Source organism: Telluria sp. Soil_C_11, from assembly GCF_057657395.1.
Genome location: NZ_JBDGIN010000008.1, coordinates 90,648 through 105,525 on the forward strand (window position 1 = coordinate 90,648; position 14,878 = coordinate 105,525).

Annotated in this window: 12 protein-coding genes; 9 read left to right on the top strand and 3 right to left on the bottom strand. The window is 66.0% G+C overall.

The annotated features are described in order from the left end of the window. The first annotated feature begins 13 nt into the window (after positions 1-13). On the top strand, positions 14-1,132 hold the full coding sequence (locus AC3A6M_RS14975; protein WP_487853517.1) for a glycine zipper 2TM domain-containing protein: 1,119 nt from the start codon (positions 14-16) through the stop codon (positions 1,130-1,132). Positions 1,133-1,204: 72 nt separating this feature from the next. Here AC3A6M_RS14975 and AC3A6M_RS14980 read toward each other — a convergent pair whose 3' ends face one another. From AC3A6M_RS14980 to AC3A6M_RS14990, 3 genes are all read right to left on the bottom strand, one after another. Next, complete coding sequence (locus AC3A6M_RS14980) at positions 1,205-1,999, bottom strand: Crp/Fnr family transcriptional regulator (RefSeq protein WP_487853701.1); 795 nt, start codon at positions 1,997-1,999, stop codon at positions 1,205-1,207. Between the two features lie 371 nt (positions 2,000-2,370). Then, entirely contained in the window at positions 2,371-3,015 is a 645-nt protein-coding gene (locus AC3A6M_RS14985; protein ID WP_036232923.1) for a response regulator, read from the bottom strand. Between the two features lie 127 nt (positions 3,016-3,142). Beyond that, positions 3,143-3,607, bottom strand: a complete 465-nt coding sequence (locus tag AC3A6M_RS14990) for a universal stress protein (RefSeq protein WP_487853518.1) — start codon at positions 3,605-3,607, stop codon at positions 3,143-3,145. A 369-nt stretch (positions 3,608-3,976) separates the two neighbouring features. Between AC3A6M_RS14990 and AC3A6M_RS14995 the strand changes: the two genes are divergently transcribed. From AC3A6M_RS14995 to AC3A6M_RS15030, 8 genes are all read left to right on the top strand, one after another. Next, positions 3,977-4,861: a protein phosphatase CheZ gene (locus AC3A6M_RS14995; protein WP_487853519.1), complete on the top strand. Its 885-nt coding sequence runs from the start codon at positions 3,977-3,979 to the stop codon at positions 4,859-4,861. Next, on the top strand, positions 4,861-6,744 hold the full coding sequence (locus AC3A6M_RS15000; protein ID WP_487853520.1) for a chemotaxis protein CheA: 1,884 nt from the start codon (positions 4,861-4,863) through the stop codon (positions 6,742-6,744). The genes AC3A6M_RS14995 and AC3A6M_RS15000 overlap by 1 nt, the downstream gene beginning before the upstream one ends. Positions 6,745-6,963: 219 nt before the next feature. After that, positions 6,964-8,376, top strand: a complete 1,413-nt coding sequence (gene leuC, locus AC3A6M_RS15005) for a 3-isopropylmalate dehydratase large subunit (RefSeq protein ID WP_487853521.1) — start codon at positions 6,964-6,966, stop codon at positions 8,374-8,376. Between the two features lie 131 nt (positions 8,377-8,507). After that, positions 8,508-8,630 (top strand): entericidin A/B family lipoprotein, encoded by a 123-nt coding sequence (locus AC3A6M_RS15010; RefSeq protein WP_109370449.1) that lies wholly within the window; start codon positions 8,508-8,510, stop codon positions 8,628-8,630. 47 nt (positions 8,631-8,677) lie between these two features. Further along, a complete protein-coding gene (gene leuD / locus AC3A6M_RS15015; protein ID WP_487853522.1) occupies positions 8,678-9,325 on the top strand; it encodes a 3-isopropylmalate dehydratase small subunit in 648 nt (215 codons plus the stop codon). Between the two features lie 11 nt (positions 9,326-9,336). Continuing rightward, a complete protein-coding gene (gene leuB, locus AC3A6M_RS15020) occupies positions 9,337-10,407 on the top strand; it encodes a 3-isopropylmalate dehydrogenase (RefSeq protein ID WP_487853523.1) in 1,071 nt (356 codons plus the stop codon). Between the two features lie 77 nt (positions 10,408-10,484). Then, complete coding sequence (gene asd / locus AC3A6M_RS15025) at positions 10,485-11,609, top strand: aspartate-semialdehyde dehydrogenase (RefSeq protein ID WP_487853524.1); 1,125 nt, start codon at positions 10,485-10,487, stop codon at positions 11,607-11,609. Positions 11,610-11,864: 255 nt separating this feature from the next. Then, positions 11,865-14,876, top strand: coding sequence for a motility hub landmark protein FimV (locus tag AC3A6M_RS15030; protein ID WP_487853525.1), 3,012 nt, complete (start codon positions 11,865-11,867; stop codon positions 14,874-14,876). The last annotated feature ends 2 nt before the right edge of the window (positions 14,877-14,878 follow it).

Here is a 14,878-nt window from a genome sequence, read left to right on the forward strand (position 1 = left end):
GCAGGAGGACACCATGGCAACAACCCGACAGACGCTCGCCGCGGCAGTGGTTGCCGCACTGCCTCTCTTCACGGCGACCGTGCCGATGCCAGTGCAGGCCCAGGACCATCCGCCCGCCCGTGCGCTGGAGCCGCGCATCGAGGGCTTCAACGTCAACGAATTGCGGCGCATCGAACCGGGCGCCGAGCTGAATTTTGAAGTGTATGGCACGCCGGGCGGCAACGCCAGCGTGCGCATCGACGGCGCCACCCGCAACCTGCACCTGACCGAAACCAGCCCCGGCACCTACCAGGGCACCTATACGATCGGCCGGCACGACCGCATCCGTCCGGACAGCTCGGTGACCGCCAACCTGCGCGTGAACGGCATGGTCAGGACCCAGGCCCTGGCGGCGACCATCGTGCGCGTTCCCGATCGCGCCAACCCGGACGACCGCCTGGTGGCAGGGATGCCGCGCGTGCAGAGCTTCGACGTGCGCGGCAGCGACGACCTGGGCCCGGGCCACGAGCTGAAATTCACCGTGATCGGCACGCCGGGCGCCAAGGTCGACATCCAGATCGCCGGCACGCGCGGCATCTTCACGCTGCCCGAGGTGCGGCCGGGCGAATACGCGGGCCTGTACACGATCCGCCGCGGCGACAACATCGCGCCGGACGCCTCCGTCACCGCGACCATCCGCGCCAACGGCCGCTATACGACGGCGACCCTGGGCCAGCCGCTGCTGGCGGGCGGCCGCATGCATGGGGACCGCCGCGACGACCGCCGCGAGGATCGCCGCGCCGACGATGGCCAGCGCGTGGCGCGCTACTGCACCAATTGCGCGACGGTGGAATCGGTGAACGTGATCCAGGGCGAGGCCGGCGCGCTCGGCACGGTGGGCGGCGCCGCGGTCGGCGGCTTGCTGGGCAACCAGGTCGGCAGTGGCAGCGGCCGCACGGCGGCCACCGTGGCCGGCGCGGTCGGCGGCGCGATCGCCGGGCGCAGCCTCGAGCGCAACGCCCGCGCGCCGCGCTACGAAGTGGTGGTGCGCTACGAAAACGGCGCCACCCAGTCGATCCGCTACGACAACGATCCGGGCTTTCGCGCCGGCGAGCAGGTGCGCGTGACCGATGGCGTGCTGACGCGCGACTGAGGCGATCGGCGCCTGACGTAAAAAAGCCGGCGAAGGCGCCGGCTCTTTTCATGGACGGCGCCCGGGCAGGCGTCAAGCCGTGGCCAGCACCTGGCCGTCGCCCGAGGATTCGGCATCCGCCTTGTGCTTGGCGTTCTGCTTGGCGCGCGAACGCGAGGGCGGCAGGCGGCGCAGGGTCTTGAGCGCTTCCGGATCCTTGATGCCGATGGTGCGCTGGTCGACGGTGATCAGGCCGATCTCGTTGAAGGCCGACAGCGTGCGGCTGACGGTTTCCAGGGTCAGGCCCAGATAGCTGCCGATCTCGTGGCGCGTCATGCGCAGGTTGAACAGCTTGCTCGAATAGCCCATCGCCGCGAAGCGCTCGGCCAGCGAGATCAGGAAGCGGGCCACGCGGGCTTCCGCCGACAGGGCGCCGAGCATGCCGATCATGGCCTGTTCGCGCACCAGTTCGCGGCTCATCACCCCGTACATCAGGTTCTCGAGCTCGGCGTGCACCCTGCCCAGGGCGGTGAGCTTCTTGAACGGGACGAGGATCAGGTCGCAGTCCGACAGGGCGACGGCTTCCGAGGCATAGTGCCGGGTGTGGATGCCGTCCACGCCGAGCATGTCGCCCTTCATCGGGAAGCTCAGCACCTGTTCGTTGCCGAACTCGTCGATCAGCACCGTCTTCAGGAAGCCGGAATTGACGATGTACAGGGTGTCGAAGGCCTGGCCGATCGTGTGGACACGCTGGCCGGTCTTGAACTGCACATGCTGGAACAGGAGTTCCTCGGAATTCATCGATACGGCGGCCGGGATGTGGAGCAGGTCGCAGACCTCTTTCAGGTTGGACCACAGGCGACCCTGGCGCTGGCGCCCGGCCTCCATCTGTGACGAGTGCAGGGTCGATGGCGAGGCATTGCGTTGTTCAGACATTGGCTGGGACTGCATACTCATCTCCAGGTGAAGGAAATCGGTTTCAGGAGGCTCAATGCGGAGAATGGACCGCAAGCAAGTCGAAACGCTGAAGTCAGTATGCCAACACGAGTCCGGCATTCATATCAGCAACGGCTGAATGTGCAGGTAGGAAGGGGAGTCAGAATGTAGGAGTATTCCTACTGTGCAGGAGGTGTTCCGAATGGAGGCAGGGCGTATCCGTGTAGGATAATCGTCGTGCAGAGGACGTCTCCTGCGCGCCACGCGAACGGTGGCGGGCACCAATGGACTGGCTGGAAGGTCAAAAGAAAATGTGGCTGCGCTTACGCTTTCATGGGCGCCAGCAGGCGGTGAGCCACGGCATACTGGACCATTTCGGACAGCGAGGTCATGCCCATCTTCTGCATGATGCGGGTCTTGTGAGTGCTCACTGTCTTCACGGACAGATGCAGGTTGTTGGCGATCTCGGTGATCGACTTGCCGCCCACCAGCAGGGAAAAGACTTCGAACTCGCGGTCAGAGAGCTGCTTGTGCAACAGCTGCTCGTTCGGCGCCATGATGTTCAGCGCCAGCTGCTCCGCCACTTCGGTACTGATATAAGGACGGCCCGACGCCACCTTGCGGATCGCGCCGACCAGCTGGGTGCCGGCGCTTTCCTTGGTCAGGTAGCCCTGGGCGCCGGCGCGGATCGCGCGCACCGCGTACTGCTCTTCCTCGTGCATGGTCAGGATCAGGATCGCCAGCTTGGGCGCTTCGCTGCGCACCTGGCGGATCAGGTCGACTCCGCTGCGCCCCGGCATCGACAGGTCCAGCAGCAGCAGGTCGAAGCCACCCTGGCGCACCAGCGACAGCACTTCGAAGCCGTTGATGGCTTCGCCGACGATCTCGATATCGAGTGCGCCGTCGAGAATGCGCTTGAGGCCCTCGCGCATGATGGTATGGTCGTCAGCGATGACTATGCGAATCATAGGAATATCCCCAGAATGCAATGCGAAACGGAAACTGAACGCTAGCACATTGCTAACATATAGTTAGGACTTTTTTAGCAATACCCAGCCGCCGGCGATCCGCGCTGGCAGCGCGGAGCGGGAAGGTTCAGGTACCGGGCTCGCGGATCAGGCGGTGCACCAGGACTGGCTTGCTGGTCTGCGACAGCACCTTGTTCGTCACGCTGCCCAGCAACAATTGCCCCCAGCCGCTGCGGCCGTGCGAGCCCATGAAGATCAGGTCGCAGTGTTGCTGTTCAGCCACGTCAACGATCTTCAGCGCGGCCGAATCCGAGAACGCCGTCATGCAGGAATGCTTCAGTCCGCACTGGTCGGCCTTGCTCATGATCTTGCCCATGTATTCCTCGCCCATGCGCCGCATCTGCGCGATGTAGTCCTCCTCGCTGGGATAGGACGGCGGGATGATTTCGACATACACGGGATACTGGTACTCGGGCGCGACGAACAGCGCGAGCACCTCGGCGCCCATCTGCTGCGCGAACTGGACGCCGGCGCAGGCAGTGTGCTGGGACACCGCGGAGCCGTCGGTGGTGATCAGAATTTTCTGGTACATGGTGAGCCCTCCCTCACGTCACGTTACCTTCTTATTGTAGTTCGCCTTTTCACCCTTGGCAGATAGTAAATGCTTGATCTTGCTCAGAGATGTGTTCGCTTTCCTGCGCGAAAACATCTGGAGACGCAAAAGCGCGTGCGATAAAAAAATACAACACTTGCTTTGTGAAAATATTCAGAAACAAGTGGAAAGAATTGTCGCGGAACTAAGTTTACTGCCCCAATCGACAACGGTGTCTTTTCCGAGATTTACCTACGGCAACCACGCTGCTACACTCGTGCAATACCTTTACCGTCAACCCATTGACGGCCGCAAGCACAGCACACCGCAAGATCATCGCGACATTTACATTATGGAGAAGCAGGGACTATGACCGACGCCGCTGACGATTTCGACGCATTATTCGAGGAAGTGGCAGCGCAGCGAGCCAGCGCGCCCGCTCCCGCACCGGCACCGGCTCCGGCGCCTGAACCCGCCGCGGGCGGCGAGAGTGGCGACAGCGACGACCTCGAAGCCCTGTTCGACCAGGTCGCATCCAGTTCCGCCCCGGCTGCCGCACCGGCCCCGGCGCCGGCGCCGGCGCTCGCCGCAGTGGCCGACAGCGCACGCGCGGAAGCCGCCGACGAGCACGAAGGCAAGGGGATGTACGAGCGCCTCGGCGGCATCGTGCGCCTGCTGCACGACTCGCTGCGCGAACTCGGCTACGACAAGGCGCTCACCGAAGCCTCGTCCCAGATCGTCGACGCCCAGGACCGCCTGGAATACGTCGCCACCCTGACCGAGCAGGCCGCGAACAAGGTCCTGAACACGCTGGACGACGGCATGCCGGCCCAGGACCTGCTGTCCAAGCAGGCCAAGGACATGGAAGGCCGCTGGGCCGACCTGTTCTCGGGCAAGCTGTCGATCGAGCAGTTCAAGGCGCTGGCCGGCGACTCGCGCAACTTCGCCCAGGCCGTGTCGGAAGCGACCGAGGCCGAGAAGGCCCGCCTGCTCGAGATCATGATGGCGCAGGACTTCCAGGACATCACCGGCCAGCTGATCAAGAAAGTGGTCAAGATCACCCAGACCGTCGAGAACGAGCTGGCCCAGCTGCTGCGCGACAGCGCCCCGGCCGACGTCAAGGAAAAGCTGGCGCAGAAACAGGCGGCGCAGGAGCAGGAGAAACCCGCCGAATTGATGCAGGGCCCGTCGGTGCCGTCCGCGGCGCTGGACCAGGATAGTGTCGATGACCTTCTTGCCGATCTGGGATTCTAATGGATGAAATGCTCAAGGATTTCGTGATCGAGGCGTTGGATCTAGCGACCAACGTCGAGGAGCACTTGCTCCGCCTCGAGCGCGATCCGGATAACAAGGAAACGCTGAACGCGGTGTTCCGCTCGTTCCACACCATCAAGGGTGGCGCGGGCTTCATGGGACTGCCCGCGCTGGTGACCGCCTGCCACCTGACCGAGAACCTGTTCGACGCACTGCGCACCGGCGCGGCCCCGGTCACGCCGTCGGCGATCGAGGCCTCGCTGCAGGCTTCCGGCTTCGTGGCCGACCAGCTCAACGACTTGAACAACGGCACGCCGCCGGAACAGCTGGCGCCGATGCCGGCCGACCTCGAGCGCATGCTGAAGGACGCGATCGACGGCAAGGACGCGCCGAAGGCCGCCGCGCAGGCCCCCGCCGCCGCGCCCGCACCGGTGGCCGCTGCCCCGGCGCCGGCCGCCGCTCCGGCCGCTCCGGCAGTCGAGGCAGGCGCCGACGGACTGGATTGGGAAGCCATGTACCTGGCGGTCGTGCCGCCGGGGACCCACGTGCCGGCCGCGGCCCGGGAAGCCGGGCCGGCCGCCGCTGCGGCACCCCTCGCCGTGGCTCCGGCCGCCGCGGCGGGCGAAGCCGCCCCGGCCAGGTCCGGCTGGGACGGCATCGAGCGCCGTACCGAGAACAAGCCGGCCGCCGCCGCCCCGGCCAAGGACGAGAGCATCCGTATCGACGCGGTCAAGCTGGACGCCCTGCTGGAAGTGGCGGGCGAGTCGGTGCAGGCCGCGAACCAGGCCGCCGTGCTGCTCGAGCGCCTGTCGCAGTTCAAGTTCGAAGGCCAGGCCGCCACCTTGATGGCGACCCTGACCGAGACCCTGGAGCGCGCGTCGCGCTACTCGGCCGAGCTGCAGCGCGCCACGCTGGCGACCCGCATGCAGCCGGTGGGCCGCCTGTTCCAGAAATTCCCGCGCCTGGTGCGCGAGCTGGCCAAGGACCTGGGCAAGGAAGTCGAGCTGACCATCGAAGGCGCCGAGACCGAAGTCGACCGCGTGGTGGTGGACAGCCTGTACGACCCGCTGGTGCACATGCTGCGCAACGCGCTGGACCATGGCGTCGAGGGGCCGGAAGACCGTGTCGCCGCCGGCAAGCCGGCCAAGGCCTACATCCTGCTGAAAGCCTGGCAGGAAGCCAACAGCGTCATGATCGTGCTGCAGGACGATGGCCGCGGCATGGACCCGGCCAAGCTGCGCAAGAAGGCAATCGAGAAGGGGCTCATCACCGAGCACCAGGCGACCTCCGACGACGAAGCCTACCAGCTGGTCTTCCTGCCGGGCTTCTCGACCAAGGAAGTGGCGTCGTCGGTGTCCGGCCGCGGCGTCGGCATGGACGTGGTGAAGACCGCGGTCGAGAAGAACCGCGGTGCGATCCGCATCGACTCGAACCTGGGCAAGGGCACCAAGTTCTCGATCCGCCTGCCGATCGAACTGTCGATCGTGCCGACCATGCTGGTGTCGACCTCGGGCGCCCAGTTGGCCCTGCCGATGGCGGTGGTCGAGCGCGTGGTCGAGCTGCCAGAAACCTTCATGCAGGTCGGCGGCGCGCCGGTGCTGAAGGACCAGGGCCGCCCGCTACCAGTGCGTTCGCTGGCGCTGTCGCTTGGCTACGAGGAATGCTCGGAGCGCGTCGGCATCGTGATCAACGCGCCCCAGCCCTACATCATCGCGGTGGAAGCGGTGGACGGCACGGCCGATCTGGTGATCAAGCCGATGACGGCGCTGCACGTCGAAGGCATCACCGGCACCGCGCGCTCCGCCGAGGGTTCGCTGGTGCTCGTGGTCGGACTGTCGTTCCTGATGGACGGCTGCCGTTCGACGGTGCGTTTGGCTGCATAAAAGCAACAGGTCATAAAGCCAAGAAAAGCCTGCGCAGACTTTGCGCAGGCTTTTTTTATTTGCATGATCGATAATTCGTGCAAATAAAATTCGAGTGCGGATGAGTTCGTTGGAATAATCGTGCAAGCGGCCGGGGCTGACGCACTGCACAAATATGGCATAATCTGAGACCCCGCCTGTGTGAGAGCCCCTCTGCAGCGCTGTCTCTACGGAATCATCATGTTAAAAACGCTCTACGACAAACTCTGGGATTCGCATGTCGTGCGTGCCGACGCGGATGGCACCACCGTGCTTTATATCGACCGTCACCTGGTCCACGAAGTCACCAGCCCGCAGGCGTTCGAAGGCCTGCGCGTGGCGGACCGCCCGCTATGGCGCACCTCCGCCAACCTTGCCGTAGCCGACCACAACGTGCCGACCACCGACCGCAGCCACGGCATCGCGGATCCGACCTCGCGCCTGCAGGTCGAGACCCTCGACAGCAACGCGAAGGCGTTCGGGGTCACCTACTTCAACATGAACGACAAGCGCCAGGGCATCGTCCACGTGATCGGGCCGGAGCAGGGCGCCACGCTGCCCGGCATGACGGTCGTGTGCGGCGACTCGCACACCTCGACCCACGGCGCCTTCGGCTGCCTGGCGCACGGCATCGGCACCTCGGAAGTCGAACACGTGATGGCCACCCAGACCCTGCTGGCGAAAAAATCGAAATCGATGCTGGTGCAGGTCGACGGCGCGCTGCCGGCCGGCGTCACCGCGAAGGACATCGTGCTGGCCGTGATCGGCAAGATCGGCACCGCCGGCGGCACCGGCTACGCGATCGAATTCGCCGGCTCGACCATCCGCGCGCTGTCGATGGAAGGCCGGATGACGGTCTGTAACATGGCGATCGAGGCGGGCGCGCGCGCTGGCATGGTCGCAGTGGACGACACCACCATCGACTACGTCAAGGGCCGTCCCTTCGCCCCTAGCGGACCGCATTGGGAGCAGGCGGTCAGCTACTGGCGCACCCTGCACACCGATCCGGGCGCGAAATTCGACATGGTCGTGACCCTCAACGCGGCCGAGATCCGTCCGCAGGTTACCTGGGGCACCTCGCCCGAGATGGTGACCACGGTCGACGGCCGCGTGCCGGACCCGGACAAGGAACGCGACCCGGTCAAGCGCGACGCCATGGAAAAGGCGCTGGTCTACATGGACCTGAAGCCGAACACGCCGATCGAGAACATCCGCATCGACAAGGTCTTCATCGGCTCCTGCACCAACTCGCGCATCGAGGACCTGCGCGCCGCCGCCGCCGTGGTGCGCGGCCGCCAGCGCGCGTCGAACGTGAAGCTGGCGATGGTGGTGCCGGGTTCGGGCCTGGTCAAGGAACAGGCCGAGCGCGAAGGCCTCGACCAGATCTTCAAGGCCGCCGGCTTCGAATGGCGCGAGCCGGGCTGCTCGATGTGCCTGGCGATGAACGCCGACCGCCTCGAACCGGGCGAGCGCTGCGCCTCGACCTCGAACCGCAACTTCGAGGGCCGCCAGGGGCAGGGCGGACGCACCCACCTGGTGTCGCCGGCGATGGCTGCCGCTGCGGGCATCGCGGGCCACTTCGTCGACGTGTCGAGGGGTCAGAGTCCGGTTTAGGTTTTCAGGGACTCTGACCCCGGTGCTCAGCCGAAAAAGTAGTTAACCACCCCAGGCGCCACCAGCGCCGCAACCACGCCAGCCGGGGTCGATCACTCCGGCCGGAACATGACATCAATATTAGGGATACCATGAAAAAAGCACTCGCTCTCGCACTCATCGCATTCGTTGTCACTGGCTGCAACACCATCTCCGGCGTCGGCAAGGACGTGCAGAAGGTTGGCCAGGTGATTACTGGCGCGGGCGGAAAATAACTTATCGGGGTCAGGGCACCCCGTTGACCAGCAGTTGGAAGCAGACCATGGAAAAATTCACCGTACACGACGGACTGGTGGCGCCGCTCGACCGCGCCAACGTCGACACCGACGCCATCATCCCCAAGCAGTTCCTCAAGTCGATCCGCCGCACCGGCTTCGGCCCCAACCTGTTCGACGAATGGCGCTACCTGGACCATGGCGAACCCGGCATGGACAACAGCCGCCGTCCGTTGAATCCGGACTTCGTGCTGAACCAGCCGCGTTACCAGGATGCTTCCATCCTGTTGGCCCGCAAGAACTTCGGTTGCGGCTCCTCGCGCGAGCACGCGCCCTGGGCCCTGCAGCAGTACGGCTTCCGCGCCATCGTCGCGCCCAGCTTCGCCGACATCTTCTTCAACAACTGCTACAAGAGCGGGCTGCTGCCGATCGTGCTGAGCGAACAGCAGGTCGACCAGCTGTTCGATGAGGTGAAGGCCTTCCCCGGATTCAGGCTGGTGGTCGACCTCGAGCAGCAGGTCATCCGCACGCCGGATGGCCGCCTGGCGTTCGGCTTCGCCATCGACGAATTCCGCAAGTACTGCCTGCTGAACGGCCTGGACGACATCGGCCTGACCCTGCGCCACGCCGACGAGATCCGCGCCTTCGAAGAGCGGCGCCTAGCAGCCCAGCCCTGGCTCGCCAACACCATCTGAGAAAGCGTCCTATGAAGATTGCCATCCTGCCGGGCGACGGCATCGGTCCCGAAATCATGGCGCAGGCCGTCAAGGTCCTGAACGCACTCGATGAAAAATTCGAGCTGGAAAGCGCGGAAGTCGGCGGCGCCGGCTACGCGGCCCACGGGCACCCGCTGCCGCAAGGGACGCTGGCGCTGGCCAAGGCCGCCGACGCGGTGCTGTTCGGCGCCGTCGGCGACTACCAGTACGACAGCCTGGAGCGCGCGCTGCGCCCCGAGCAGGCCATCCTCGGCCTGCGCCGCGAACTCGGCCTGTTCGCCAACCTGCGCCCGGCGATCCTGTATCCGGAACTGGCGGGCGCATCGACGCTCAAGCCGGAAGTCGTGTCCGGCCTGGACATCCTGATCATCCGCGAGCTGACCGGCGACATCTATTTCGGCAAGCCGCGCGGCGTGCGCGAATGCCCGGACGGTCCGTTCGCGGGCCAGCGCGAAGGCTTCGACACCATGCGCTACGCGGAAGGCGAGATCCGCCGCATCGCCCACGTCGCCTTCCAGGCGGCCCGCAAGCGCGGTTCGCGCGTGACCAGCGTCGACAAGGCCAACGTGCTGGAAACCTTCCAGTTCTGGCGCGACATCGTCACCGAGGTGCACAAGGAATACCAGGACGTCGAGCTCGAGCACATGTACGTCGACAACGCCGCGATGCAGCTGGTGCGCGCGCCGAAGAAGTTCGACGTCATCGTCACCGGCAACATGTTCGGCGACATCCTGTCGGACGCGGCGGCGATGCTGACCGGTTCGATCGGCATGCTGCCGTCGGCCTCGCTGGATGCGAACAACAAGGGCCTGTACGAGCCCTCGCACGGTTCGGCGCCGGACATCGCCGGCAAGGACGTGGCCAATCCGCTGGCGACCATCCTGTCGGCCGCGATGATGCTGCGCTTCTCGCTCGGCAAGCCGGAGCAGGCCGAGCGCATCGAGAACGCCGTCAAGGCCGTGCTGGCCCAGGGCCTGCGCACGCCGGACATCTACGAGGAAGGCACGACCCGCGTCGGTACCGGACAGATGGGCGATGCGGTCGTAAAAGCGTTGGCATGATGTGCAGGCGCAGCAAAAGCATGGTAGTGTAAGTACCCGTTTTGTACGGTGCATATCGAATTGGAAAAGGGAAGGTTATGAAACTAGTAGGTCTGGTTGGTTGGCGCGGCATGGTCGGATCGGTCCTCATGAAGCGCATGCAGGATGAGGGCGATTTCGAGCATATCGAGCCGGTGTTCTTCACCACCTCGAACCCGGGCGGCGCTGCGCCGGCCATGGCGAAGAACGAGACCAAGCTGAAAAGCGCGACCGATATCGCCGAGCTGTCGAAGTGCGAGATCATCATTTCGTGCCAGGGCGGCGACTACACCACCGAGGTGTTCCCGCAGCTGCGCGCGGCAGGCTGGAACGGCTACTGGATCGACGCCGCCTCGACCCTGCGCATGAACGACGACGCCGTGATCGTGCTCGATCCGGTCAACCTGAACGTCATCAAGGACGCGATGACGCGCGGCGTCAAGAACTTCATCGGCGGTAACTGCACCGTGTCCTGCATGCTGATGGGCCTGGGCGGCCTGTTCAAGCACGACCTGGTCGACTGGATGACCTCCATGACCTACCAGGCAGCATCGGGCGGCGGCGCCCAGCACATGCGCGAACTGCTGACCCAGTTCGGCACCATCAACGCGGCCGTCAAGCCGCTGCTGGACGATCCGGCCTCGGCCATCCTCGAGATCGACCGCACCGTGCTGGCGACCCAGCACGGCATGTCGGCTGAAGAGACCAGGCAGTTCGGCGTCCCGCTGGGCGGCAACCTGATCCCGTGGATCGACAAGGACCTGGGCAACGGCCAGTCGAAGGAAGAGTGGAAGGGCGGCGCCGAGACCAACAAGATCCTCGGCCGCACCGCGACCACGGGCAACGTGATCCCGGTCGACGGCCTGTGCGTGCGCATCGGCGCCATGCGCTGCCATTCGCAGGCACTGACCATCAAGCTGAAGAAAGACGTACCGCTGGACGAGATCAACGATATCATCGCCAACGACAACCAGTGGGTGAAGTTCGTGCCGAACACCCGCGAAGACTCGGTGCGCGACCTGACCCCGGCCGCCGTCACCGGCAGCCTGACCATTCCGGTTGGCCGCGTGCGCAAGATGTCGATGGGTCCGGAATACATCTCGGCCTTCACCGTTGGCGACCAGTTGCTGTGGGGCGCCGCCGAACCGCTGCGCCGCATGCTGCGTATCGTCCTGGACAAGTAATCCGGATAATCGACAGGGTAGAATAAGGCGGCTTCGGCCGCCTTTTTGTTATTCCAGCGCTGTGATCGACATTGCAACAGATGCTAACGAAATGTCATGGTTTGACCCTAAAAACATCACTTGGATGAATAGACAGTCTACATATCTCACGGATGCTGAATGTTTCCTTCCGTAGAGCTTGCATGCCCTAGTGCATGATGCTATGTTGCTGAGACCTCCGGGCAAGCCTCCCCGCTCAACTCATTCAGTCGAAATATGCATTCCACTCACCGTCCCTCGATGAAGTCGTCCGCGCTGAAGAAGCTCACCGCGGCGGTTGCCAGTGCGTTGGTACTGAGCTCGGCTGCCCACGCGGCAGGCCTCGGCAAATTGACCGTGCTATCCGCGCTTGGCCAGCCCTTGCGCGCCGAGATCGAGTTGACGGCGGTGTCCAGCGACGAGGCGTCGGGCCTGGTGGCCAAGCTGGCTTCGCCGGAAGCCTTCCGCACCGCGAACATCGAATTCAATCCGGCCCTGCTGTCGCTGCGTTTCGCGGTCGAGCAGCGCAACGGCCGCCAGTTCATCCGCGTGACCTCGACCCAGCCGCTGAACGAGCCTTTCGTCGACATGCTGCTGGAGCTGAGCTGGAATAACGGCCGCCTGGTGCGCGAATACACCTTCCTGCTCGATCCGGCCGAACTGCGCGCGACCCAGTCGGCGCAGGTGGCGGCGAGCGAAGCGCCGGCCGCGCGTCCGCGCGTGGACAGCACGGCGCCGGCCGCAGCCGCGCCGGCAGCCCCGGCGGCAGCGGAACGCCCGCGCCGCGGCCGTGCGCGCGCGGCAGAGGAGGCGGACACTGCGCCGGCTGGCCGGTCCGCCGGCGCCTCGAGCTACCGCGTCAAGCCGGGCGACAGCCTGGGCCGCATCGCCGCCCAGCTCAAGCCGGTCGACGTCTCGCTCGACATGATGCTGGTGGCGCTGTACCGCGCGAATCCCGATGCCTTCATCGGCAATAACATGAACCGCCTGAAGTCGGGCCGCATCCTGTCGGTGCCGGACGCCGGCAGCGTGCAGTCGCTGAACGACGGCGAAGCCCATGGCGTCGTGGTCGCCCATGCGGCCGACTTCAACGCCTACCGCAACAAGCTGGCCGGCCAGGTCGGCGCCGCCGAACCGGTCAAGGCCCCGCAGGCGGGCCAGAGCGCCGGCGGCAAGATCACCGCCAAGGTCGAGGAACGCCCGACCGCCGCCAACGAGTCCCAGGACCAGCTGCGCCTGTCGAAGGCGCCGGCTGCCGGCGCGGCGGCCGGCAAGGGCGCGACCATGAGCACCGAGGACACGATCGCCAAGCAGCGCGAGCTGGAAGAAGCCCAGCAGCGCGTGAAGGAACTCGAGCGCAATGTCGGCGACCTCGAGAAGCTGGCGACCATCAAGAGCAAGGGCGGCGCGGAGGCGCAGCAGAACGCCGCATCGGCGCCGGCCGCGGCCGCGCCGACAACCCCGAAAGCGCAGGACAAACCGGCGCCGAAGAAGCTGGCGACCATCAAGCCGGCCGCCAAGCCCGCCGCCAAGCCTGAACCGGGCCTGTTCGACTTCATCCTGGACAACCTGGCCCTGGTCGGCGGCGGCGCCGCCGCGCTGCTGCTGGGCGGCTTGCTGGTGGCCCAGCGCCGCAAGAAGAAAGAGGTCAGGCTGGTTCCCGAGCCGTCGATCCTGGGCGTGCCGACCGAACCGGCGCACTCGCTGTTCGCCGAGACCGGCGGCCAGAGCGTCGACACCAATAACAGCGTGTTCAATTCCAGCTTCGCGCCCTCGGCCAGCCAGCTCGACACCAACGAGGTCGATCCGGTGGCCGAAGCCGACGTCTACATTGCCTACGGCCGCGATGCCCAGGCCGAGGAAATCCTGAAGGAAGCGCTGCGCACCCATCCGGAACGCTATCCGGTGCGCCTGAAACTGCTCGAGATCTACGCGTCCCGCAAGGACCAGCGCGCCTTCGAAACCCAGGCCGGCGAGTTGTACAGCATGACCCGCGGCCAGGGCGACGAGTGGGCCCAGGCTGCCGCACTCGGCCTGAGCATCGATCCGCTGAATCCGCTGTATGCGACCGGCGGCGCCCAGACCGACGCCGTGCCGGCGCCCGGCGAGCAGGCGCAGACCCTGATGTCGAAGGACTTCGACGATGCCTTCGGCGCCGACCTGACCGCGGCCCCGGCCCCGGCGCACGAGCCGATGAGCTTCGAGCAGCACTTCGCCGGCGCCATGGGCACGGCGCAGCCGGCCGTGCAGCCGGAAACGATGGCCGCCGCCCCGGCCCCGGCCGAGGACGAACACACCCTGGACTTCGACCTGGGCGGCCTGGCGTTCGAGCCGGTGCCGGCCGGGCAGCCGAAGCCGGTCCAGGCGGACCACGGCGAGCACGTGCTCGACTTCGACATGGGCGGCTTCGATGCCGCTCCGGCCGCCGCGCCGGCCGAGCCGGTCGAGCCGCCTGCGGCCGCAGCCGAAGCCCCGGTGCGCGCCGAGGAGCCGCTCGACTTCTCGTTCGACATGGACTTCGGCGCCCCGGCCGCGAATCCGGTGCCGCAGCCGGCCATCCAGCCGGTCGAGGCCACGGATGACCTGAGCTTCGGCGACTTCGACCTGGACGACACCATCCCGGCGCCGGCTTCCGCAAGCGCCGCTGCCGAGATCGCCGCGCCGAACAGCGACTTCGACATGGCCAACCTGGCCAGGGAATTCGACCTGCCGCCGTTGCCGGCCGCACCGGAGGAAACCAGCCCGGCCACCGAGCTGAAGGATCCGCTGTTCGACCTCGACACCATGGACTTCGGCCTCGAACCGGTCGCCCCGCCGGCCGCTCCTGCAGCCACTCCGGCGGCCAACCCGGCGCCGGCGCTGTCGCTCGAGGATGAGCTGTTCGGCCTGGCGGATCTGGAGGCCGGGCTGCCGACCGCGACCCCGGCCCCGGTGGAAACCGCCGGGTACGCCCCGCACAATATGCTGGAGCCGGTGAAAGTCGAACCGGCCTTCGATCTGGGCGGCTTCGACCTCGACCTGCCGGGCGAGCACGCGCACGCGCTGCCGGAGGCCGAAACGGTGACCGCAGCCGCGCCGGCCGAGATGTCGGCCGCGCACATGGAGATGGAAACCAAGCTGGACCTGGCGATCGCGTACCAGGAAATCGGCGACAAGGAGGGCGCGCGCGAGCTGCTCGACGAAGTCATCAAGGGCGGCAACAGCGAACAGGTCTCGAAGGCCAACGCGATGCGTGCACAGCTGGCGTGAGG

What these genes read in the sequence shown, in the direction of transcription:
- AC3A6M_RS14975 (WP_487853517.1), top strand. Translation starts at nt 14, where the DNA reads ATGGCAACAACCCGACAGACGCTCGCCGCGGCAGTGGTTGCCGCACTG.
- AC3A6M_RS14980 (WP_487853701.1), bottom strand. Translation starts at nt 1,999, where the DNA reads ATGGAGGCCGGGCGCCAGCGCCAGGGTCGCCTGTGGTCCAACCTGAAA.
- AC3A6M_RS14985 (WP_036232923.1), bottom strand. Translation starts at nt 3,015, where the DNA reads ATGATTCGCATAGTCATCGCTGACGACCATACCATCATGCGCGAGGGC.
- AC3A6M_RS14990 (WP_487853518.1), bottom strand. Translation starts at nt 3,607, where the DNA reads ATGTACCAGAAAATTCTGATCACCACCGACGGCTCCGCGGTGTCCCAG.
- AC3A6M_RS14995 (WP_487853519.1), top strand. Translation starts at nt 3,977, where the DNA reads ATGACCGACGCCGCTGACGATTTCGACGCATTATTCGAGGAAGTGGCA.
- AC3A6M_RS15000 (WP_487853520.1), top strand. Translation starts at nt 4,861, where the DNA reads ATGGATGAAATGCTCAAGGATTTCGTGATCGAGGCGTTGGATCTAGCG.
- leuC (WP_487853521.1), top strand. Translation starts at nt 6,964, where the DNA reads ATGTTAAAAACGCTCTACGACAAACTCTGGGATTCGCATGTCGTGCGT.
- AC3A6M_RS15010 (WP_109370449.1), top strand. Translation starts at nt 8,508, where the DNA reads ATGAAAAAAGCACTCGCTCTCGCACTCATCGCATTCGTTGTCACTGGC.
- leuD (WP_487853522.1), top strand. Translation starts at nt 8,678, where the DNA reads ATGGAAAAATTCACCGTACACGACGGACTGGTGGCGCCGCTCGACCGC.
- leuB (WP_487853523.1), top strand. Translation starts at nt 9,337, where the DNA reads ATGAAGATTGCCATCCTGCCGGGCGACGGCATCGGTCCCGAAATCATG.
- asd (WP_487853524.1), top strand. Translation starts at nt 10,485, where the DNA reads ATGAAACTAGTAGGTCTGGTTGGTTGGCGCGGCATGGTCGGATCGGTC.
- AC3A6M_RS15030 (WP_487853525.1), top strand. Translation starts at nt 11,865, where the DNA reads ATGCATTCCACTCACCGTCCCTCGATGAAGTCGTCCGCGCTGAAGAAG.